Source organism: Massilia sp. (assembly GCF_032106685.1).
Taxonomy (GTDB): domain Bacteria; phylum Pseudomonadota; class Gammaproteobacteria; order Burkholderiales; family Burkholderiaceae_D; genus Telluria.
Window position 1 is genome coordinate 1 of the sequence record NZ_DAMCPG010000051.1, and the last position, 22,187, is coordinate 22,187.

A 22,187-nucleotide genomic window follows, 5' to 3' on the forward strand; every position below is an offset into this window, starting at 1 on the left:
CCACCTCTTCCATGGTGCGGCCGGCCTGCTGGGCCAGCGCGCTGCCGGCGCCGACTTCGGCGACGGACTGCTCGATCAGGGCCTTGATCTCGCGCGCGGCGCCGGCGGAGCGCTGCGCCAGGTTGCGCACTTCGCTGGCCACGACCGCGAAGCCGCGCCCCTGCTCGCCGGCGCGTGCGGCCTCGACCGCCGCGTTCAACGCCAGGATATTCGTCTGGAAGGCGATGCCGTCGATCACTGCGGTGATATCGGCGATGCGGCGCGAAGAAGCGTCGATCGCCGCCATGCGCTCGACCACCTGACCGACGACGGCGCCACCGCGCTCGGCCACGTTCGAGGCGGAGCCGGCCAGGACGTCAGCGCTGCGCGCGTGCTCGGCGTTCTGGCGCACCGTCGTGGTCAGGGCGGCCATCGAGGCGACGGTGGCGCGGATCGCGTCGGCCTGGCGGCCGGTGCGCAGCGACAGTTCGGCATTGCCCTGTGCGATCTGGTGCGACGCGGCGCCCGTGGTGCGCACGCTGGCCTGCACACTGGCCAGTGCCCCCTGGAGCTGGCGCACCACGCCGCGCAGCGCGCGGGCGCTGTCGCTCTGGACCGGCAAGTCGGCACGCAGGTCGATCGCCCCGCCCTCGCCCTGCAGGGCGGCGACGCTCACCCGCAGTTCCGCCGACTGGAGCGCCTCGCGCCGCAGCAGGATCGCAAGGTAACAGAGCACGACCGATTCTGCCACCACATAGCTGGCGTGGACCAGCACGGTGCCGAAGCCAGGCTGCACCAGGCAGCGCACACCGTAACCGAGTTCCTGCAGATAATTGAAAGACAGGTGGTGCAGCGCCGTCACCGCGGCCGCCGCGACGATCACCGTCCAGTCGCGGTAGCACAGCAGGAAGGCCAGGGCAACGAACAGGCCGAAGTGCAGCTCGTCGCGCCCGCCGCCCTGATGGATATGCAGCGCGCACATGACCATCAGCGCCACGGCGTTCGTCATGCGCGCAAGACGCGAGCCGCCAGCCGACAAGACCAGCAGGGTTGGCGCCAGCGCAACCGGGAGCCCGACGCCGAGCGCCCAGCCAAGCGTGTCGTGCATGCCGGACAGGGCCAGCGCGACCACGAACATCGCCCACAGGATCAGGACCATCAGGCGGTCAGCCTGGCGCGCGTTGGTGCGCAGTGCTTCGTCGACGTGCGTAGTGTTCATCTCTCTGCTCCAGGCAATGCCTTGCCGAATGTGTTGTTGACTGAAGGAAAGATTAGAGCAGAGATATATTTACGCCGGAACTGGAGGACAAGAAAAGGAGACGCTGAGCAAACTTATGAACAGGGATGTGTCGCGAAGAAACAATTGTTTCTTATGTAAAACTTTTGTCGGATATGCAAGAGCCAGCGCTGGCTCACCGTGAAGGTGCCAGGGGCGCAAGGAAAGTGACGAAGGGGAAGTAAAGGAAGAAAGCGAAGGAGGCGAGCCTGATCTGCGGCACTTGCGGTGAACGGCTTTGGCTGCTTCGTTCCCGACCTGACCAGGTAAACCATGCCACAATGCGCAGGGGCCCGCCAGCCCACATTATAACCGACCCCATGGTTTTTGGGGCCGGAAATGCAAGGCGCTCAGGAACGCCTGTTCAACAGCGCCAGCAGTGCTTGCGCCCCCGGCTCCGACGACGCCGGATTCTGCCCCGTGACCAGCAGGCCATCGGTGACGACATACGGCGCCCAGTCCTCGGCCTTGCTGTACTGGCCGCCGTTCTTGACCAGCATGTCCTCGACCAGGAAAGGCACGACATCGGTGAGGCCCACGGCCGCCTCCTCGGTATTGGTGAAACCCGTCACGCGCTTGCCCTGGACCAGGGGCGCGCCGCCCTCGCCTTTCACGCGGCCCAGCACGCCGGGCGCATGGCAGACCGCGGCGACCAGCTTGCCGGCGGCGACCATGGATTCGATCAGGCGGATCGAATCGGCGTCCTGCGCCAGGTCCCAGAGCGGGCCGTGGCCGCCAGGGTAGAAAACGGCGTCGAAGTCATCGGCCTTCACGCTCGATAGCGGGACGGTATTGGCCAGCGCCTGCTGCGCCGCCGGGTCGCTGCGATAACGGCGGGTCGCCTCGGTCTGCGCGTCCGGCTCGTCGCTCTTCGGGTCGAGCGGCGGCTGGCCGCCCCGGGGCGAGGCCAGCGTGAGCTGCGCGCCGGCATCCTTGAACACATAATAGGGCGCGGCAAACTCTTCCAGCCAGAAACCGGTTTTCTTGCCTGTATCGCCGAGCTGGTCGTGCGAGGTCAGCACCATCAGGATCTTCATCGTGGCTCCGTGGGCGTCATGGTCAAGCTTCGAGTCTAGTCCTTCCCGGCCCCGCACGACGCACGGGTGCCGGCAGGAATCAAAGGCGCCGCATTACAAGCCCAGCTGTTGCCAGATCGCGTCGACCCGCGTTTTGACCTCGGGCGTCATCGCGATCGGCGTGCCCCATTCGCGATTGGTCTCGCCCGGCCACTTGTTGGTGGCGTCGATGCCCATCTTGCTGCCGAGCCCGCTGATCGGCGAGGCGAAGTCGAGGTAGTCGATCGGGGTGTTGTCGACCAATACCGTGTCGCGGGTCGGGTCGACCCGGGTCGTGATCGCCCAGATCACTTCCTTCCAGTCGCGCACGTCGACGTCCTCGTCGACCACGACGATGAACTTGGTATACATGAACTGGCGCAGGAAGCTCCAGACCCCGAACATGACGCGCTTGGCGTGGCCGGCGTACTGCTTCTTCATCTGCACCACGGCCATGCGGTAGCTGCAGCCTTCGGGCGGCAGGTAGAAGTCGGTGATCTCGCTGAACTGCTTCTGCAGCAGCGGGATGAAGACCTCGTTCAGCGCCACGCCGAGCACGGCCGGCTCGTCGGGCGGCTTGCCGGTATAGGTCGAGTGATAGATCGGGTCGCGGCGCATGGTGATGCGGTCGATCGTGAACACCGGGAAGCTGTCCTGCTCGTTGTAATAGCCGGTGTGGTCGCCATAGGGACCTTCGACCGCATGCTCGAAGCCGGACGGGTGGTTTTCGTCCGGATAGATATGCCCTTCCAGCACGATCTCGGCGGACGCCGGCACGCGCAGCGCGCTGCCGATGGCGTTCGTCAGCGGCGTGCGCTGGCCGCGCAGCAGGCCGGCGAACTGGTATTCGGACAAGGCGTCCGGCACCGGCGTCACCGCGCCCAGGATGGTGGCCGGATCGGCGCCCAGCGCCACCGCCACCGGATAAGGCTTGCCCGGATTGGCGATGGCGTGCTCGCGGAAGTCCAGCGCGCCGCCGCGGTGGGCCAGCCAGCGCATGATGACCTTGTTGCGGCTCAGGACCTGCTGGCGGTAGATGCCCAGGTTCTGGCGCTTCTTGTTCGGGCCCTTGGTGATCACCAGGCCCCAGGTGATGAGGGGCGCGACGTCGCCCGGCCAGCAATGCTGGATCGGCAGGCGAGCCAGGTCGACGTCGTCGCCTTCCCAGACGATTTCCTGGCAGGGGGCGCCCTTCACTTCCTTCGGCGCCATGTCCCAGACTGCCTTGACGAGCGAACCCATCCCCATGATGTCCTTGAAGCCGCGTGGCGGCTCCGGCTCCTTCAGGCGCGCCAGCACGTGGCCGATGCGGCGCAGCTCGCCCACGTCGCTGGCGCCCATGCCGAGCGCCACCCGGCGCGGGGTGCCGAACAGGTTGCCCAGCACCGGCATGGCGTGCGGCGCGCCGTCCTGCCCGGTCGGATGCCTGAACAGCAGGGCCGGCCCGGCCGCGCGCAGGGTGCGGTCGCAGACCTCGGTCATCTCGAGATGCGTCGAAATGGGCAGGTCAACCTGCTTTAATTCGTCGATTTGTTGCAGTTGGGACATAAAATCCCGGAGATCCGAATATTTCATCAAGTTTTGCTTGTTTTTTGCATTGCTTAAGGTTAATCAAATTCCGCGGCCAAGTATTTGATTTGCCACGGTATTGCTGAGCTCGCTCGACAAATATGAGATTCAAAAGTTATAAAGGCGAGTCGTGCTAGTATTGACTTGGTATATGCGACCTCCTACAATCTGCCCTACTTGATGAGGCGGCCACGTTTTTTAGCTGATTGTAGCCGTTCTCATAACTTCACGGGGTCGGGGCCCCACATGACATTTTGAGGAGTGTTTTCACAAGGCGCCTGCCTTAAACCCCCGAGACAGTTGTTGAGCCACTGGTACGTCACCCGCCCTGGGTTCCTCGTCCAGCTGTAGCAAAGCAATGACGGCGTTTTGGCCGGCCCCAAGGATGGGCGGCCTGACGATTTTTCTGATGCACGGCATTGGTAACCACCACGCAGCGCTCGACAGCGCCGCGACGGGACGGTTTTTGCCGCGACAAAGGGGACTTCGATGATCAATCGTTTGTTCGGTACGAGCGCAAGGCTCGTCCATACCATGGCCAGCCAGCCAGTCACGTGGAGTTCCGTGAGCAAATCGGCGCGTGGTCTGTTGACCACCATGCAGCACACCCTGACCGTGTTCGGTCTTTCGGCAGTGGCGGTATTGGCCCTGCTCTACATGAATCCCGATGCGGCGAAAAAAGTTTCCGAACTGCTGCACCCGGAAGCCGCGGCACCCGCCGCTGCGCCAGTCGTCGCGGCGGCGCCGGCGCAACCCGTGGCCCGGGCCGTGGCCGTCGACCAGGCCGAGGACATCAAGGACGCCAGGCTGCTCGGCACCGCCAAGCAGCAGCAGAACGTGACCTCCTGGCTCGCCAAGCGCTATCGCGTGGCCGGCGACGCCGCCAACATGCTGGTCTCGACCGCCTACATGACGGCGCACGAGATCAAGCTCGACCCGCTCCTGATCCTGGCCGTGATGGCGATCGAATCGGGCCTGAACCCGTTCGCGGAAAGCCCGATGGGCGCCAAGGGTCTGATGCAGGTGATGGCCAAGGTGCACCACGACAAGTTCGAACAGGTCGGCGGCGCCGAGGCGGCGCTCAATCCGGTCGCCAACATCCGTGTCGGCGCCCAGATCCTGAAGGATTACGTCAAGCGCACCGGCTCGGTCGAAGGTGGCCTGAAGACCTACGTCGGCGCCGCCGATTTCGAGTCCGATTCCGGCTATGGCGCCAAGGTGCTGGCCGAGTACAACCGCCTGAAGCAGGTTGCCCGCGGCAAGTACGTGCCGACCCGCACGCCGCCGGCACCCGCCCAGATGGTGGTCAAGGAAAGCGCGCCCGCGACGCCCGCCGTCAAGGCTGGCGAAGCGGCCGTCGCCGAAACCAAATCCGAGGCGCTGGCGAACCTGTAAGCGCGCATCGCAAGCGCAACCGCACTCCTCATGGCCACCCTCGCGGTGGCTTTTTTTATTGGCGTGCCGCGTTTGCGGCCTACGGCCATGACGGAGGCGTAGGGTGGACACCTGTGTCCACGCGGTACGGCAGGCGAGATGAAGATGCGCTGCCGACAATCCGGTACGTTTGCGTAATCGATTATTGCTTGCAACGGTGGTGATCCACGGCACCGCCCTTGCTACGAAAACCCACAACGCCAGCGCACCTGATCTGCGGCAGTGCATCGAGTTCGCACCTGCCGCACCGCGTGGGCTCGAGAGCCCACCCTACAAAACACCGAGGCAACAAAAAAGCCACCGCGCCGCAAGGCAACGGTGGCTTTTCAGCCGGCACTACTAATATAGATTAGCGACGCGCGTCGGCGACTACTTCTTCCGGGCGCAGCTTGCCGGCCAGCTTGTCCAGCACGCCATTGACGTACTTGTGGCCATCGATGCCGCCGAAGGACTTGGTCAGCTCGACCGCCTCGTTGATGACGACGCGGTAAGGGATTTCCGGGTGGTTCTTCAGCTCGTAGGCGCCCAGCAGCAGCACGCCGTGCTCGATCGGCGACAGTTCGCCGATGCCGCGGTCGATCAGCGGCGCGATGGTCTCGCGCAGCTCGAGCGAGGTGCTGATGGTGCCGTTCAGCAGGGCCGAGAAGAACTCGCCGTCGGCCTTGTCGAAACCGTGGGCGTTGCGGATGTTGTTGGCCACCGTGCTCGACGGCTCGTTGTTCAGCAGCCATTGGTACAGGCCCTGCAGCGCGAACTCGCGCGCGCGGTGGCGCGGGGTGCGGTTCTTGCTCGGGTTGGCGTGGGTGGTCTTGTCGTTCATGTCGATCTTTCTATTACTCTTCTTCTTCCGGATGCAGCTCTTCGAGCGCCATCAGGAGGTTGGCCATCTCGACCGCGACCTTCGCCGCGTCGCTGCCCTTCTCGGCCATGCGTGCTTCGGCCTGGGCGTCGTTCTCGGTGGTCAGGATGGCGTTGGCGATGGGGATGCCGTAGTCCAGGCCGATGCGGGTGATGCCGGCGCCCGACTCGTTCGAGACCAGCTCGAAGTGGTAGGTCTCGCCGCGGATCACGGCGCCCAGCGCGATCAGCGCGTCGAACTGCTGGGTCTCGGCCATCTTCTGCAGCGCCAGCGGCACTTCCAGCGCGCCCGGCACGGTCACGTGCAGGATGTCCTCGTCGGCCACGCCCAGGCGCTTCAGCTCGGCCAGGCAGGACGACAGCAGGCCATGGCCGACGTCGGCGTTGAAACGCGCCTGCACGATACCGATACGCAGGTCTTCGCCTGTCAAATTGCTTTCATAAGTTCCTACCGTCATGGCTGACCTCTTCTTGTTTGTCGTATTGAATAGATGGTGAAAGTGTACCGCTTTACGCCGCGGGGCTGGCGATGTAACCGGTGACCTCGAGGTCGAAACCGGTCATCGACGGCATCTTGCGCGGGTTGGCCAGCAGCTTCATCTTGCCCACGCCCAGTTCCTTCAGGATCTGGGCGCCGATGCCGTAGGTGCGCAGGTCCATCGTCGCGGCGCGGCCGCTCGGACGCGCACCCGGGGCGTCGATCGAGGCGAACTGGGCGAACAGCTGGTCGGCGGTCTCGCCGCAATTGAGCAGCACCAGCACGCCGGCGTCGCTGTTCTTGATCGCTTCCATCGCCGAGGCCATGGTCCACGAGTGCGTGGTCGCCTTGTGCTCCAGGATGTCGAGGATCGAGACCGGCTGGTGCACGCGCACCAGGGTTTCGGCGTCGCGCTCGATGTCGCCGTGGACCATCGCCAGGTGGGCGCAGCCGCTCGGCTTGTCGCGCCAGGCGATCAGCTTGAATTCGCCGTGGGCGGTGGCCAGCGTGCGCTCGGCCACGCGCTCGACCAGGGTTTCGTTCTCGCTGCGGTAGTGGATCAGGTCGGCGATGGTGCCGATCTTCAGGTTGTGCTCCTTTGCGAACTCGACCAGGTCCGGCAGGCGCGCCATGGTGCCGTCTTCCTTGATGATCTCGCAGATCACCGAGGCCGGGGTCAGGCCCGCCATCTCGGTCAGGTCGCAGCCGGCTTCGGTATGGCCGGCGCGCATCAGGACGCCGCCCTTGACCGCGCGCAGCGGGAAGATGTGGCCCGGCTGGACCAGGTCGTCCGGTTTCGCGTCCTTCGCCACCGCCACCTGGATGGTGCGGGCGCGGTCGGCCGCCGAGATCCCCGTGGTGACGCCCTCGGCCGCCTCGATCGAGACGGTGAAGTTGGTGCCGAAGGAGGTGCCGTTCCGGGTCGTCATCATCGGCAGCGCCAGGCGGTCGCAGATTTCTTCCGACAGGGTAAGGCAGACCAGGCCGCGCGCATGGCGGATCATGAAGTTGATCGCTTCGGGCGTGACGAAGTCCGCCGCCAGCACCAGGTCGCCCTCGTTCTCGCGGTCTTCCTCGTCGACCAGAATGACCATGCGCCCGGCGCGCAGTTCGGCAACGATTTCCTGGGTGCTGGAGATAGACATCTTGAATTCCTCGAATACGTGACGCGTCATGCGTAATCCGCTATTTTAAAGGATTTACCCGCTCCCGGCCGCCTCCGCCGGCGATCCTGGCCCGACAATTTAATCGGCCCGCCGATTCGGTCGCTTCTACTCGTTGCACCACTGCAACAAATTTCCATTTGTTTAAATGTAATTGTTAAAGATTATGTTTTCGCCTGCAACTTTGTGGTGTTTGCGACATCGACTGGATTATGATGGATAGCGATCTGGTCTAACGCGCAGGCGTGCTGCCGCTCGCGCATCTTTGGAGTAGTTAATGTTGGTACCGACAAACGACCGTCAGCTTACCGCCGCAGCCCGGGAGAAGCACTGATGGCCACCATCCTGATCGTCGACGACAGGCCGAGCAACCGGGCCTACCTGCTGGCCCTGCTCGGCTTCACCGCGCACCGCCTGTTGGAAGCGGACGATGGCGCCCGGGCGCTCGAACTGGTGCGCGAGCACCGCCCCGACCTGATCATCACCGACATCCTGATGCCGAAGATGGACGGCTACGAGTTCGTCCAGCGCCTGCGTGCCGACCGCGAGCTGGCCGCGACCCGCGTCATCTTCTACTCGGCCGTCTACGCCGAGCGCGAGACCCTGGCCATGGCGCACAGCTGCGGCGTCGAGCGCGTGCTGAGCAAGCCCTCCGACGCCGATGCCATCATGGAAGCCGTCAACGCCGAACTGGGCCTGTCGGCCGCCGCCTCGAACGCATCCGCCGCATCCGCCGCATCCGCCGCGCCGCCATTCATGCAGCCGCCCGCGCCGGCGCCCCAGAATGCCGGGGGCGCGCTGGCGGCGCGCCTGTCCGCGCTCGAGGACATGTGCCTGCACCTGGTCGGCGAGCGCGAGGTCGAGGGCATGGTCGCGGTCTTCCTGCAGGCGGCCAGGCGCATCCTGGGCGCCGACGCTCTGGCGCTGTGCCTGTACGAAAGCGACGAGCGCAGCGTGCGCCACCTGAGCGCGCAAGGCCTGGATGCCGGCCTGCTGGCGCCGGTCGCCGGCAACGACCTGCGCCTGCCCGGCGCGCTGGCGAACGCGCACGCGCCGCTGCGCCTGGAGCAGTCCAATCCGCTGCTGGCCTCCCTTCCCGGCGGGCATCCGCCGTGCGGCAGCTTCCTCGGCCTGGCGGTGCGCGACCTGCGCCACCTGCACGGCTGGATGTACTTCCTGCGCGCGCCCGGCAAGGCGCCTTTCGGCCTCGACGACGAGCACTGGGCCGCGGCGCTGGGCGCGCACCTCGCGGTCGCCTACGAGAACCTGAACCTGTACGGCGTGGTGCAGCGCCATGCCGCCCAGCTGCAACTGGAAGCGACCGCCCGCGCCCGCGCCGACGCCGCCCTGCGCGAGAGCGAGCACCGGCTGGAACTGGCGCGCCAGGTGTTCGACAGCACGCGCGAAAGCATCACGATGACCGACGCCTGCGCCAACATCGTCGCGGTCAACCCGGCCTTCGAGCAGATCACGGGCTACAGCGAAGCCGAGGTGATGGGCATGAATCCGCGCCTGCTGCGCTCGGGCCGCCACGACGCCGGCTTCTACCGCGCGCTGTGGGCCAGCCTGGAGCAGCACGGCCAGTGGCGCGGCGAGATCTGGAACCGGCGCAAGAACGGCGAGGTCTACCCCGAGCGCATCAGCATCAGCGCCGTGCGCGACGAACATGGCGCGCTCACCGCCTACGTCTCGGTGTCGACCGACATGTCGGCCCTGATCGCCGCCCATAACCAGCTCGACTTCCTGTCGAACCACGACGCGCTCACCGAGCTGCCGAACCGCTCGCTGTTCCACGACCGCCTGCAGCAGTCGATCGCCGCCGCGCGCCGCAACGGCGGCCAGCTGGCCCTGCTGCTGGTGAACGTCGACCGCCTCTCGCGCATCAACGACAGCCTGGGCCACGCCGCCGGCGACGCCCTGCTGCGCGAAGTGGCGAAACGCGCCAGCGCCATCGCCGGCCCGCTCGACACCGTGGCGCGCCTGTCGGGCGACGAATTCGTGCTGCTGCTGACCGGCTGCGAGGACACCGAGGACATCATCTTCTCGGCCCGGCGCCTGATCGACGCCATCGCCCAGCCGCATTCGGTGGGCGGGCACGACGTGGTCGTCACCGGCAGCATCGGCATCAGCGTGTTCCCGCGCGACGGCGACGCGCCGGGCGACCTGCTGAAGGCCGCCGACGCCGCCCTCGCCCACCAGAAGGACGCCGGGCGCAACGGCTTCCGCTTCTTCAAGGGCGAAATGAACGCCCAGGCGCTGCGCTGGCTGGCCCTGGAAACGCGCCTGCGGCGCGCGATCGGGCGCGCCGAACTGGCGCTGCATTTCCAGCCCCAGGTGGCGGGCCGCGACGGCCGCGTGCTCGGCATGGAGGCGCTGCTGCGCTGGCACAGCCCCGAACTGGGACGCATCTCGCCGGCCGACTTCATTCCGCTGGCCGAGGACACCGGCCTGATCCTGCCGATCGGCGACTGGGTGATCCGCCAGGCCTGCCTGCAGAACAAGGCCTGGCAGGACGCCGGCCTGGCGCGCGTTCCCGTCGCGGTCAACGTCTCGGCGCATCAGTTCAAGGCCGGCACCGTGCCCGCCGTGGTGCGCGCGGCGCTGCTCGAATCGGGCCTGGAGCCGCAGTACCTGGAAATCGAGCTGACCGAAAGCGTGATGCTGGGCGACACCACCGCCGCCGAGGCCCAGCTGGCCGAGCTGCGCGCGATGGGCGTGTCGCTCTCGCTGGACGACTTCGGCACCGGCTACTCCTCGCTCGGCTACCTGTCGCGCTTCTCGCTGGACAAGCTGAAGATCGACCAGGCGTTCGTGCGCAACATCACGACCGACCCGCGCAGCGCGGCGATCGCCCAGGCCACGCTGGCGCTGGCCGAGGGCCTGGCGCTGCGCGTCGTGGCCGAGGGCGTCGAGACGGTCGCGCAGCGCGACTTCCTGGGACGCATCGGCTGCGAGGTGCTGCAAGGCTACCTGTACAGCCCGCCGCTGCCGGCGCGCGAGATGCAGGCACTGCTGGAGGCGGGACAGGTCGCGGTCTGAACGGGCAGGCCTTACAATGGTTCCTTCCTGCCCCCCTCGTCGACCACTCAACGGAATCTCGATGCTGACCCAGATCGCCAGAAGCACCTGCCTTGCCGCCCTCTTCCTGTTCCAGCCCCTGTTTTCCGGCGTGGCCGGCGCCGCCGTCGCGCTCGACGCGCCGATCCCGGTCGGTCCCCAGGTCAAGGTCGGCAAGCTGCCGAATGGCCTGAGCTACTACATCCAGAAGAACGCGCGCCCCGAGCGCCGGCTCGAACTGCGCCTGGTGGTGAAGGCCGGCTCCATCCTCGAGGACGAGGACCAGCAGGGCCTGGCGCACTTCGTCGAGCACATGGCCTTCAACGGCACCGCCAGCTTCAAGAAGCACGAACTGATCGACTACCTGCAGTCGATCGGCGTGAAGTTCGGCGCGGACCTGAACGCCTATACCTCGTTCGACGAGACCGTCTACATCCTGCCGATCCCGACCGACCGTCCGGAAAACGTCGAGCGCGCCTTCCAGGTGCTGGAGGACTGGGCCCATGGCCTGGCCTTCGACGACGAGGAGATCGAGAAGGAGCGCGGCATCGTGCTCGAGGAACTGCGGCTCGGCAAAGGCGCGGGCGACCGCATCGGCAAGCAGGTCTGGCCGAAGATCTTCAACGGCTCGCGCTACGCCGAGCGCCTGCCGATCGGGAAGGAAGAGGTGCTGCGCAGCTTCAAGCCCGACACCCTGCGCCGCTTCTACCGCGACTGGTACCGTCCCGACCTGATGGCCGTGGTGGCGGTCGGCGACATCGAGCCGGCCCAGGCCGAGAAGCTGATCCGCGCCCACTTCGGCAAGCTGAAGAACCCGAGCCCGGCGCGCCCGCGCACCTATGCCGAGATCCCGCGCCGCGACAACACCGAGGCCGTGATCGTCACCGACAAGGAAGCCGGCGGCAACAGCATCCTGATCCGCTACCCGGTGCAGGCCGTGCGCGAGCCCGACACCGTGCGCGGCTACCGCGAGCAGCTGGTCGAGAGCCTGTTCACCGGCATGCTGGGCGGACGCCTGCAGGAACTGGCCCAGCAGGCCGAGCCGCCCTTCCTGCGCGGCGGCAGCGCGCTGTCCAAGCTCACGCCCTTCTACAAGTCCTTCAACGCCAGCGCCGCGGTCGGCCCGGGCGGCGCGCCGAAGGCGATCGACGCCCTGGTGCGCGAGAACGAGCGCGTGCGCCGCTTCGGTTTTTCCGCCGCCGAGCTGGAACGCGCGAAGAAGGACATGATGCGCAGCTTCGAGCGCGCCTACGCCGAACGCGAGAAGACCGATTCCAACGCCTACGTCGGCGAGTACATGCGCAACTTCCTGCAGCAGGAACCGATTCCCGGCATCGCCGCCGAATACGGCTACGCCACCGAGCTGCTGCCCGGGGTCACGCTGGACGAGATGAACGCCTATGCGCGCCGCACCATTCCCGCCAACTCGGGCAAGCTGGTGATCTACAGCGGCATCGAGCGCGCCGACATGCCGCCGCCCGAGGGTCCGGCCCTGCTGGCGGCGCTGGCCGCCGCCGAGAAGGCCGAGCTCGCGCCGCGCGAGGAAAAGGCGCTCGGGACGACGCTGATGGAGACGCCGCCGAAACCGGGCGCGATCGTCGCCGAGTCCGAGGACAAGGCGCTCGGCCTGACCCGCCTGACGCTGTCGAACGGCGTCAAGGTGATCCTGAAACCCACCGACTTCCGCAACGACCAGGTGGTGATGAGCGCGGCGCGCTTTGGTGGCCAGAGCCTGTACGGCGACGCCGACATCCTCAACGCGCGCTACGCCAACGCGATCGTCGCCAGCATGGGCCTGCAGGACTATTCGCCGCTCGACCTGTCGCGCGTTTTGGCCGGCAAGGCGGGCGCCGTGACCATGGGCCTGTCCGGCTACAGCGAAGTGGTGGGCGCGTCCTCGGGCGCGACCGACATCGAGACCATGCTGCAGATGCTGTGGCTGCGCTTCCAGGGCGTGCGCCGCGACGAGGACCTGTTCAAGTCCTTCATCGGCAAGCAGGTCGAGGCCGCGCGCAACCGCCTGGCCCAGCCGGGCGCGCGCTTCGGCGACACCCTGATCGCCACGCTCTACAACAACCACCCGCGCGCGCCGCGCGCGCTGCGCCCGGAGGAATTCGCGCAGATCAGCCTGGACCGCAGCATCGCGATCTACCGCGAACGCTTCTCCAGCGCCAGGGACCTGACCTTCGTGATGGTCGGCAGTTTCGACCTGAAGACCGTCAAACCGCTGCTCGCGACCTACCTCGGCAGCCTGCCCACGCCCGACATCCCGACCGACTACCGCGACGTCGGCCTGCGCCCGGTGAAGGGCGTGGTCAAGCGCGCGGTGTACAGCGGCACCGAGCCGAAGAGCACGGTCTCGCTGACCTTCACCGGCGACGCCGCGTTCTCGGAACTCGAACAGATGCGCCTGCAGGCCCTGGTCGAGGTGCTGAACATCCGCATCATCGAGGTGCTGCGCGAGAAGCTGTCGCTGATCTACGGCGGCAGCGCCAGCGCCTCGCTCGGCCGCATCCCCTACCAGAGCTACTCGCTGTCGGTGACCCTGCCGACCGGCCCGGAAAACGTCGACAAGGTACTGGCCGCCACCTTCGAGGAATTCGAGCGCCTCAAGCGCGAAGGCCCGCTTGCTGCCGACCTGGCCAAGGTCAAGCAGAACTGGATCCAGAACCACCGCAAGGCCCTGCGCGAAAACGGCTACTGGCTGGCCCGCCTGCAGTCCGCGCTGGTCGACGGCACCGACCCGGCCGCGATCCTGACCCACGAACAGCGCGTCCGGGCGCTCACCCCGCTTGAAGTGCAGGACGCCGCGCGGCGCTACCTGAACACGGACAATTACGTGCAGGTGGTGCTGTATCCGGAAAAAGCGGCGGCGCAGGAAGCAGCCGCGAAGTAAGCCGTAGGGTGGGCGCGGCCGGCGTAGGCACGGAGTGCCCACGCGTTACGCACGTCTCAACGTGCCGTTGGCCGCGCCGTCCTCGCCACGCGGCGCCGGCCAACACCGGAAAGGTCACCGGTGGCGGCTTCCGGTGACGCTAGCGAGCGAATCATCGCCGCCGCGGATCAATCGAACGCACGTAACGCGTGGGCACGGAGTGCCCACCCTACGTCCCTGCGCTCGCTACTTGAGGTACTTCTCGAACCACGCCACCGTCCGCCGGCGCTGGTCCAGCTGGTGCTCCGGCTTGCGGATCGCATGCCCTTCGCCCTCGTAGATGACGAGCGTGGTCGGCACCTTCATCGCCTTCAGGCCGTGCCAGAACTCCATCGACTGCACCGCCGGCGTCTCGACGTCGCGCTCGCCGACGTAGAGCAGGGTCGGCGTCTTCGCGTCCCGGATCGACTCGATCGGCGAGGCCTTGCGGTAGACCGCCGGGTCCTCGTACATGGTGGCCCCGAAAAAGGGCACCATCCACTGGTCGATGCCGTTCTGGCCGTAGTAGCTGATCCAGTTGGCGATGCCCGCGCCCGCCACCGCGGCCTTGAAGCGGGTGCTGTGGGTGACGCCCCACATCGTCATGAAGCCGCCGTAGGAGTGGCCCATCAGGCCCAGGCGCTTGCCGTCGACCGGCGCCTGGGCGATGACGGCGTCGATGCCGGCCAGGATGTCGCGCCAGTCGCCGCCGCCGAAGTCGCGCCGATTGGCCGCCGTGAAGGCCAGGCCCTGGCCGAAGCTGCCGCGCGGGTTGGGCTGGAACACGTAGTAGCCGCGCTCGACCAGTTCGCGCACCAGCGGATTGGCCGACTCGCCCTCGCCCACGAAGCGCGGCATCGCCGCCGAGGCCGGGCCGCCGTGCACGATCACGACCATCGGATATCTTTGCCCCGCCTGCGGATTGCGCGGCCCGAGCAGCCAGCCCTGGCTGCGCAGGCCCTCGTTGGTCCAGGCGATGCTGCGCGCCGCCACCCGGGGCGCGAAATCGTCGTTCTCCTTCGTCAGCGGGGTCAGCTGCACCGGTTCGGATAACTGGCCGGCCGCGATGTGGGGCGCCTTGTCGAAGGTCTCGAACACCGACACCGCCGCGCCGGCGTCGCGGCTGAACACGATGCGGCCGTCGCGCGAGCCGCTGGCGCCGACCGCGCTTGAAAACAGGGTCCGCGCGCTGCGCGCCGCCGGGTCGACCGCGACAATCGTCATCTCGCTGCCGCGCAGGGCCGACGCCACCAGCGTCTCCCCTTTCCACGCCAGGCCGTTGAACGAGCCGCTGTAGTCGGGCGTCACGTCGCTTGGCACCCCGCCGGCCAGCGGCACCGTGTACAGGTTGCCGCCGACCGAGCCGAAGTCGCTCATCAGGCCGCCGACGAAGGCGACCGTGCGCCCGTCCGGCGAGACGTGCGGAAGGCTGATCTGCATTGCCGGCGCGGCGATCGTGCGCAGCGCGCCGCTGGCGAGGTCGACGTGGACCAGCGCCGCCACCCACCAGTTGTTGTCGCCGTTGCCCCTGGCGCTGGTGGCGACGAAGCCGCGGCCGTCGGGCGTCCAGTCGTATTCGTAGACATAGGTGTCGGGCGGCGACACCATGCGCGCCTCGCCGCCGGCGGCGGGGACGACGGCGATGCGCTGGGCATCCTCGTTCACCCCGATCTCGCCCACCAGCCGCTCGCCGGCCTCGACCGCGCCGGTCTGCTTCCTGGCGCCGACCGTGGCGAGCAGTGCGATGCGCGCGCCGTCGGGCGACCAGCGCGCGGTGTTGGCCACGCCCCGGATCGATGCCGCCGCGCGCGGCTCGCTTGCGCGCACCACCCACAGCGTGGCGCTGCCGGCCGCGGCGTCGGCGGCGATGAAGGCCAGGCTCGCGCCGTCGGGCGACCAGCTCGGAAAATCGTAGGAGCAGCCGCTGCAAGGATCGTATCGAGCCAATATCTTGCCGGTGGCGCCGTCGCGCACCACGACCTGGGCATGATGGGGCTTGCCGGGCGCGGCGGCGTCGGCCTCGATGGCGGCGACGCGTTCGCCGCCATCGCTGATGGCGGGCGCTCGGTAGTCGCGCAGCGGCGCGGCCGCGGCATTGCCGGTGGCCAGCACGGCGCAGGCCAGCGCGGCCGAGGCTAGCGAAGTGCCGAGGGCAGCGGTGAATCGCATGGATCTCCTCCTGGGCGGCCGCCTCGGCACAGGTTGATGTACGGGCTGGCTCATGTGTGATTGATATGGCGCAGTCTACGCGGATTCGGCTGAGACCGGGGCGCAACAAATTGCAGGCAGCATGGTAGATTTTGCTGTGAAGCAAGTAAATATCATGATCGACCTCGCTGTCGTCGCTACACTTTTTGGGTGACCGAGCAGGAGGCAAGCGTGATCTACAAGGAAATCGACAACAAGGGGCCGTTTCTCTGCGTGCTCGAGAAAATGCTGGCCATGGCCGGGCCGGACAAGAAGGCGCAGATCGAACGCGCGCTGCGCGTCATGCGCGCGGGGATCCGGGGCGAACGCGCATCAAGCCACCTCATCGACGCCTACCTGAAGGATTCGACGCGCACGGCCGTGGTCCACGACCTGCGCCTGGTGACGGACGACGGCGAGGTGGCGCAGATCGACCATCTGCTGATCCACCGCATGGGGCGCTACACCCTGCTGAACACCAGGCTGTTCGTCGAAGGCATGCGGATCGGCGAGCACGGCGACGTGGTGCGCTGGAACGGGGCGGAAAGCGGCTTCCAGGGCGTCTGCTCGCCGCTGGTGCAGAACGAGCGCCACGCCCGGGTGTTGCGTCAGGTGCTCGAAAGCATCGGCCAGGGCGATGCGTCGATCGAGACCCTGCTCCTGGTCGCACCCGATGCGCGGATAGAACGTCCGCGCAAGTTCGATACCTCCATGATCCTGAAACCCGACCAGTTCATGGAAAAACTGAACAAATCGCTGGACGCCGCGCCCATCGTCAGCGCGCTCGGCGGCCTCCTGAAGACCGGCACGACGGACTCGATCGGCGAGATCGCGAACAAGCTCGTGCGCCTGCACCGGCCATCGGCCGCCGATTACCTGGCGCGCTTCGGCATCCGGCGCGAGACGGCGCCGTCGTCCGAATCGGCCGGCGCGCCGCTCACCTTCACCTGAGGGCAGCGGCGGGCCGTCGATGCGGTTGGCGGATTCAGGCCTTGGCGGCCGACAGCATGCGCTCGACGTAGCGCGCGATCAGGTCGATCTCGAGGTTGACCTTCGAGCCTGCGCGCAGGTGCTTCAGGGTCGTGACCTCGATCGTGTGCGGGATCAGGTTGATCGAGAAGCGGCATACCTGGTTGCCATCGAGCGCCAGGTCCTCGACCCGGTTGACGGTCAGCGACACGCCATTGACCACCACCGAGCCCTTATACGCCAGGAATTTGGCCAGCTCCTGCGGCGCGTCGATCACGAGTTCGTGCGATTCGCCAACCGGCTGGAAACTGTGCACCGTGCCCAGGCCGTCGACGTGGCCCGACACCAGGTGCCCGCCCAGGCGCTCGGCCAGGGTCAGGGCCTTCTCCAGGTTGACTTCGCCGACGGCGTCCAGGCCGGCGGTCTTGTTCAGGCTTTCGCGCGAGACGTCCACCGCGAAGGCATTGCCCTTTTTCTCGACCACGGTCATGCAGGCGCCGTTGATGGCGATCGAGTCGCCCAGGGCGACGTCGGCCAGCGGCAGGCCGCCGGCGTCGATTGCCAGGCGCACGCCCGCATCCAGGCCGCCCGCCAGCGGCGAGACCGAAGTGATGTTGCCGACGGCGGCGACGATTCCAGTAAACATAAAGCTTTATTCCTCAGGTTGTTCAAATCTTGCCAGGATGCGCAGGTCGGCGCCGACCTGGCGGCAATCGTGGAAACGCAATTCGTATTTGTCGGCCAGGCGCGCCGGCGCGGCCAGCGCGAACATGCCCTGCCCAGCGCCGATCAGGCTCGGGGCCAGGTAGACCAGCAGCTCGTCGACGCAGCCTTCGCGCACCAGCGAGGCGTTCAGCTTCGAGCCGGCTTCGACGTGCACTTCGTTGATCTCGCGCCGGCCCAGTTCCAGCATCAGGGCCGGCAAATCGACCTTGCCGGACGCGTTGGGCAGCAGGATGATCTCGTGGCCGGCCGCGCGCAGGCGCGCCGCCTTGTCTTCGGCCGCCTCTCCATCGGCCAGGGCCGCGACGATCCAGCACGGCTCGCCCTGCAGGATGCGCGCATCCAGGGAAATCTCGAGCCGGCTGTCGACGATCACGCGGCGCGGCTGGCGCGGGGTGTCGACGCCGCGCACGGTCAGCTGCGGATCGTCCGTCTTCACGGTGCCGATCCCGGTCAGGATGGCGCAGGCGCGCGCGCGCCAGGCATGGCCGTCGGCGCGCGCTTCAGGGCCGGTGATCCACTGGCTTTCGCCGCTGTCCAGCGCCGTGAAACCGTCCAGGCTGGCCGCGGTCTTCAGGCGCACCCAGGGACGGCCGCGCCGCATGCGCGAAAAAAAGCCGATGTTCAGCTCATGGGCCTGGTCGGCCAGCACGCCGGTCGCGACCGCGATGCCGGCCGCTTCCAGCTGGGCCATGCCGCGTCCCGAGACCAGGGGATTCGGGTCGCCCATCGCGGCCACCACGCGGCCCAGTCCCGCCTGCACCAGCGCGTTCGAGCACGGCGGCGTGCGGCCATGGTGGCTGCAGGGTTCGAGGGTGACGTAGGCAGTCGCGCCGCGCACGTCGTTACCGCGCGCGGCGGCGTCGCGCAGGGCCTGGATCTCGGCATGGGCCTGGCCGGCCGGCTGGGTGTGGCCGGCGCCGATCACCTCGCCGTCCCTGACGATCACGCAGCCGATGCGCGGGTTCGGCGCGGTGATGTACATGCCCTTGGCGGCCCATTCCAGGGCCAGCGCCATGCCTTCGGTATCGGTCTTGATCTGCACTGTGTTCGATGATGTGTTCAATTCTGGGATGGCGCCAGCGCCCCGTCGCAGTTGTCGTCGCGCGCCGGGTCGCACACGCGGACGCGGCCCAGCATGTTGATTTTAATACGCCGGATCGCGCCGCCGTGAAACAGCGACAGCGTGCCCCAGCGCGCGGCGCCGCTGCTGGTGTCGCTGCAACTGCGCCCGGCGCCATTGTAGGCGATGTAATACGGCGGCGCAGGACTCGTGAAGGCGAAGGTCGAGGCGAAGCCGGGCGGCAAGGGTCCGTGCACGGCGATGATCTCGTCGCCCGCCCCCGGTTCGCCGTCGCCGTCGCGGTCCGCGAACACGGTCCAGCCCTGCGCCCAGCGCAGTCCCTCGGGGTCGCGCGGCACCAGCTTGATCCGCTCGTTGCGCGCGATCGCCTGCGCCCGCGCCAGGCCGATGGCGCCGAACAGGTCGCCGCTGGCGGCGCGCAACTGCTGGGCGTGGAGCATGGCCTGCAGGTTCGGCAGGCCGAGCGCCAGCAGGATCGCCGCGATCGCGGTGACGGCCGCCAGCTCGGGCAACGTGACGCCGCGCTCCGCTCCGCTGCGCATCACGGCCAGCATTGCGTGGAGGTGCCGCTCGCGCCCTGTTCGCCCGTGCTGCTCAGCGTGAGCGTGCCGCATTCGGCGTCGCTGTAGGTGGCGTCGACGTTCAGGGTACCGGGCCGGGCGACGAGCTCGACGCAGTCGCGCAGCTCGGCGCCCTCGCAGGCGCGGGCCTCGAGTTCGTAGGCGCTGTCAAGGGCGCGGCTGCCCGACCACCAGGGCAAGCCCGCGACCGGTTCGGCCGCCGAGAACGCGACGTAGCTGTGGTGCAGCGCGTGGTGCCGTTCCTGTTGCTGCAGCGCGTCGATCAAGGCCACCTGCCCTTCGATCCGGCGCATCCTGGCCACGTGGCCGGCATAGCTGGGATAGGCCAGCGCCGCCAGCACGGCCAGGATCAGAAGCACGACCATCGTTTCGATCAGGGTGAAACCGGAACCGCGGTGCATCGTCGTTCTCCTCATGGGTGGGTGTCGAAGGCGTTTCACTGGGCGGCCGCGTGCAGCTCGGGCCAGTTGGCGATCTCGCGCCAGCCCAGGCGCGCGGCGGGCGCCGCGCCGCCCGCGCGCCGGTAATAGGCTTGCAGGACGACGCGGGTGACGGGGCTGGCGCCAAAGCCGATGGCGGTGATGCGGAAGATGGGGCCGTGGCCAGGACCGGGTCCGGATCCGGGTCCGGGACCGGGGCTAGGATCGGGACTGGGGCCAGGATCGGCACCGGGGCTGGCGCCGGAACCGGCAGCAGAGCCAGGACCAGGATCGGAGCCGGGACCCGGACCGGCACCGGGTAGCAGCTCCACCACGTAGCGCGGCGCCCTGGCCGGCAGCAGTCCCGCGCCGAGCGGCATCGCGGCGCCGGTGAAGCGTCCGTACTCGACGGCGCTATCGCTCTCGAGGTCGACGGCCTGCCACGCGGGCGCGCCCGCCGCCGGCGCCAGCGCGCACAGGCCCGCGTGCTCGCCGCTGCCCGCGCAGCGGTGGACGAAAGCGTCCGCGCTTGCGGCGGCGAAAACGGCCGTGCGCGGCGACGCCGGACCGGCCGCGCCGGCGATATCGCGTTCGGCGTCGAGCAGCGCCGCCCGCGCCGCCTGCAGGGCGACGTGCCGGTCGCGCTCATGACGCGCCGACTTCGCGGCCGCGAGCGCGGCGCGCGTGCCCGACACCGACATCATGAGCACGGCGAGCGTCAGGAACAGCACGGTGACGAGCGCGGCGCCATGCGCGCGCCGGCGCGCGCGCCAGGGGGAACGGTGGTCCATGCCGGTCCTAGGGCAAGGCGGCGCCGGCCGCGTACACGGCCGTGAACAGGCGCCGCGGCCGCGCGCCGTCACGCGCCGCCAGCACGGCCTCCTGCAGGCTGACGCCCGGATCGGCGCCGCCGTGGGCGTTGCCGTATTCCTCCCCGAACAGCGCGTAGCGCGCCGGCGGCGCCGGCCCCGTCAACCGCCGTTCGCCATGCAGCAGCAGCGCGACCTTCACGCTCACCACGCGCTTCCACCAGGTTTTCTCGTTGCGCTCGGCCGTCAGGGCGGCGGGTGTCGCCCCCGTCAGCACCAGCGCCGCGTCGAGAGCGGCCAGCGCGCCGGCATGCACGTAGCGGTTGGCCACGCCGTCGCGCGGGGTATCGCTGTCGATACCGTACAGGACTTGGAAGCCGTCGACGTTCGAGACGACCGCGTCCGCGCTCCAGTTGCTGGTGCCGCGGTACTTGCAGCGCAGTTCGGCCACGCCGTCGCCGTTGCGCGCGACGTAGAAGATGCTCCAGCCATCCTCGGCCTCGTGCACGGGAAAGCCGGCGCAATTGAGCACGCTGCCATCGCCGTCGGGTCCGGCGCCGGCGCCCGCGTAGCGCACCGCCAGCACGTCGCTGCCGTTGACGGCTCCCGGCAGCGGGTTGTCGATACCGAAGCTGGTCTTGCCGATCGAGCGGTCGTCGAGCCCGGCGATTGGCGCGGGCAGGCTTGCCGCCGGACCGGCGGCGCCGTGCCGTTCGATGTCGGCAAAAGCGCCCTGGCGCACCGCCCGCCCGATGAGCTCGAGCGCATAGCGCCCGCCGTCGTCGATGCCGGCCGCGTCCACGTGGCCGACCCAGGCGGCGTTAGCGCCGGTCAGCAGCGTCGATCCGGCCAGCAGCACGCCCAGGCCGAGCGACATCGCCACCAGCAGCTCGGCGATGCTCATGCCCCGCTGGCGAAGGTAAGCGCTCATCCGGGCACCACCATCGTGACGAAGGGGCTCGCATCCGGCGCCGGCTGGCCCGCTTCGGCGCGCAGGCGCCAGCCGAGCTTGATCACGATCGGCGCCGACGGACTGCTGACGCACTCCCAGTCGGGCGCCTGCAGGGCCCCGTCCCAGACGGTGTCGTCGCGGCAGACCGCGATGCGCCCGCCCGGGAAGGCGGAACGGATGGCGCGCTCGGTCTCGTAGCGGTCGAATTGCGCCATGCGCGCCGGATCGCAATCGGTGGCGCCGAAGCATTGCGCCGGCGGCGCGGCGGGTTCGCCGCCGGCGGCGTCGTAGTCGAGCTGGAGGTAGGGATTGGCCGCGTCGGGCAGCGCCATCTGGGCGGGATTGGCCTGCATGCGCGCCGCCAGCGACGCGGCCAGCTGCACGGCTTCGGATTCGAGCGCAGCCTGTTCGCGCAGGCGGGCAAGGTGCGACTGCGTGGCCGCCGCGCCGATGGCGCCGACCGCCAGCACGAACATCGCGACCAGCACTTCGACCAGCGTAAAACCCTCCGACCAACAGCACCGCACGGCCACCTCCACAGGTTCGATGCGCGGGAAATCGCGCGAGCTGTGAAGGTATCAGCGCCCCCTCGCGCGCCGATGAGTTGGCTCAAGCGTGCGCGCTTGCGTAGGGTGGGCGGCTGCACCCGAGCGCAGATGGACGCGCGGCAGCGGCGCCGG

Annotated in this window: 18 protein-coding genes and 1 other RNA gene; 4 read left to right on the plus strand and 15 right to left on the minus strand. The window is 68.2% G+C overall.

Going from position 1 to position 22,187, the window contains the following annotated elements; translation table 11 throughout:
• The 4 genes from RT688_RS20865 to ubiD all read right to left on the minus strand — a co-directional run.
• Window positions 1-1,198 (minus strand): methyl-accepting chemotaxis protein (locus tag RT688_RS20865; RefSeq protein WP_313706758.1); only part of this gene is annotated, 1,198 nt, incomplete at its 3' end.
• Between the two features lie 256 nt (window positions 1,199-1,454).
• An RNA gene (gene ffs / locus RT688_RS20870) (signal recognition particle sRNA small type) lies at window positions 1,455-1,553 on the minus strand.
• A gap of 52 nt (window positions 1,554-1,605) precedes the next feature.
• Window positions 1,606-2,292, minus strand: coding sequence for a type 1 glutamine amidotransferase domain-containing protein (locus RT688_RS20875; protein ID WP_313706759.1), 687 nt, complete (start codon window positions 2,290-2,292; stop codon window positions 1,606-1,608).
• Between the two features lie 93 nt (window positions 2,293-2,385).
• Window positions 2,386-3,885, minus strand: a complete 1,500-nt coding sequence (gene ubiD / locus RT688_RS20880) for a 4-hydroxy-3-polyprenylbenzoate decarboxylase (RefSeq protein WP_313706760.1) — start codon at window positions 3,883-3,885, stop codon at window positions 2,386-2,388.
• Between the two features lie 528 nt (window positions 3,886-4,413).
• Here ubiD and RT688_RS20885 point away from each other — a divergent pair.
• Window positions 4,414-5,274, plus strand: coding sequence for a transglycosylase SLT domain-containing protein (locus RT688_RS20885; protein ID WP_313706782.1), 861 nt, complete (start codon window positions 4,414-4,416; stop codon window positions 5,272-5,274).
• Window positions 5,275-5,662: 388 nt separating this feature from the next.
• On the opposite strand, the gene nusB is transcribed toward RT688_RS20885, so the two are convergent.
• The 3 genes from nusB to ribBA are packed head-to-tail and all read right to left on the minus strand — an operon-like array spanning window position 5,663 to window position 7,794.
• Window positions 5,663-6,133, minus strand: coding sequence for a transcription antitermination factor NusB (nusB, locus tag RT688_RS20890; protein ID WP_313706761.1), 471 nt, complete (start codon window positions 6,131-6,133; stop codon window positions 5,663-5,665).
• Between the two features lie 13 nt (window positions 6,134-6,146).
• On the minus strand, window positions 6,147-6,629 hold the full coding sequence (gene ribH, locus RT688_RS20895) for a 6,7-dimethyl-8-ribityllumazine synthase (protein WP_312552543.1): 483 nt from the start codon (window positions 6,627-6,629) through the stop codon (window positions 6,147-6,149).
• Window positions 6,630-6,681: 52 nt separating this feature from the next.
• Window positions 6,682-7,794 carry a bifunctional 3,4-dihydroxy-2-butanone-4-phosphate synthase/GTP cyclohydrolase II gene (gene ribBA, locus RT688_RS20900; protein ID WP_313706783.1) on the minus strand — a complete coding sequence of 371 codons (1,113 nt, stop codon included), beginning with the start codon at window positions 7,792-7,794 and terminating at the stop codon, window positions 6,682-6,684.
• Window positions 7,795-8,145: 351 nt separating this feature from the next.
• Between ribBA and RT688_RS20905 the strand changes: the two genes are divergently transcribed.
• Window positions 8,146-10,851 carry an EAL domain-containing protein gene (locus tag RT688_RS20905; protein ID WP_313706762.1) on the plus strand — a complete coding sequence of 902 codons (2,706 nt, stop codon included), beginning with the start codon at window positions 8,146-8,148 and terminating at the stop codon, window positions 10,849-10,851.
• Window positions 10,852-10,912: 61 nt separating this feature from the next.
• Window positions 10,913-13,765: an insulinase family protein gene (locus RT688_RS20910; RefSeq protein ID WP_313706763.1), complete on the plus strand. Its 2,853-nt coding sequence runs from the start codon at window positions 10,913-10,915 to the stop codon at window positions 13,763-13,765.
• Between the two features lie 225 nt (window positions 13,766-13,990).
• On the opposite strand, the gene RT688_RS20915 is transcribed toward RT688_RS20910, so the two are convergent.
• Complete coding sequence (locus RT688_RS20915) at window positions 13,991-15,952, minus strand: S9 family peptidase (RefSeq protein WP_313706764.1); 1,962 nt, start codon at window positions 15,950-15,952, stop codon at window positions 13,991-13,993.
• A 210-nt stretch (window positions 15,953-16,162) separates the two neighbouring features.
• Between RT688_RS20915 and RT688_RS20920 the strand changes: the two genes are divergently transcribed.
• Window positions 16,163-16,921, plus strand: a complete 759-nt coding sequence (locus tag RT688_RS20920; RefSeq protein ID WP_313706765.1) for a nuclease-related domain-containing protein — start codon at window positions 16,163-16,165, stop codon at window positions 16,919-16,921.
• 34 nt (window positions 16,922-16,955) lie between these two features.
• Here RT688_RS20920 and RT688_RS20925 read toward each other — a convergent pair whose 3' ends face one another.
• Genes RT688_RS20925 through pilV form a run of 7 tightly spaced genes read right to left on the minus strand, consistent with a single transcriptional unit; the run spans window position 16,956 to window position 22,034 of the window.
• The gene (locus RT688_RS20925; RefSeq protein ID WP_313706766.1) at window positions 16,956-17,585 is read right to left on the minus strand and encodes a riboflavin synthase; all 630 of its coding nucleotides are present in this window, start codon (window positions 17,583-17,585) and stop codon (window positions 16,956-16,958) included.
• A gap of 6 nt (window positions 17,586-17,591) precedes the next feature.
• Window positions 17,592-18,707 carry a bifunctional diaminohydroxyphosphoribosylaminopyrimidine deaminase/5-amino-6-(5-phosphoribosylamino)uracil reductase RibD gene (gene ribD / locus RT688_RS20930; protein WP_313706767.1) on the minus strand — a complete coding sequence of 372 codons (1,116 nt, stop codon included), beginning with the start codon at window positions 18,705-18,707 and terminating at the stop codon, window positions 17,592-17,594.
• A gap of 17 nt (window positions 18,708-18,724) precedes the next feature.
• A complete protein-coding gene (locus tag RT688_RS20935) occupies window positions 18,725-19,300 on the minus strand; it encodes a GspH/FimT family pseudopilin (RefSeq protein WP_313706768.1) in 576 nt (191 codons plus the stop codon).
• Window positions 19,288-19,728, minus strand: a complete 441-nt coding sequence (locus tag RT688_RS20940; RefSeq protein ID WP_313706769.1) for a type IV pilin protein — start codon at window positions 19,726-19,728, stop codon at window positions 19,288-19,290. The genes RT688_RS20935 and RT688_RS20940 overlap by 13 nt, the downstream gene beginning before the upstream one ends.
• Before the next feature lie 35 nt (window positions 19,729-19,763).
• Complete coding sequence (locus tag RT688_RS20945) at window positions 19,764-20,537, minus strand: pilus assembly protein (protein WP_313706770.1); 774 nt, start codon at window positions 20,535-20,537, stop codon at window positions 19,764-19,766.
• A gap of 7 nt (window positions 20,538-20,544) precedes the next feature.
• On the minus strand, window positions 20,545-21,486 hold the full coding sequence (locus tag RT688_RS20950) for a PilW family protein (RefSeq protein ID WP_313706771.1): 942 nt from the start codon (window positions 21,484-21,486) through the stop codon (window positions 20,545-20,547).
• On the minus strand, window positions 21,483-22,034 hold the full coding sequence (pilV, locus tag RT688_RS20955) for a type IV pilus modification protein PilV (RefSeq protein ID WP_313706772.1): 552 nt from the start codon (window positions 22,032-22,034) through the stop codon (window positions 21,483-21,485). The genes RT688_RS20950 and pilV overlap by 4 nt, the downstream gene beginning before the upstream one ends.
• Between the last annotated feature and the right edge of the window lie 153 nt (window positions 22,035-22,187).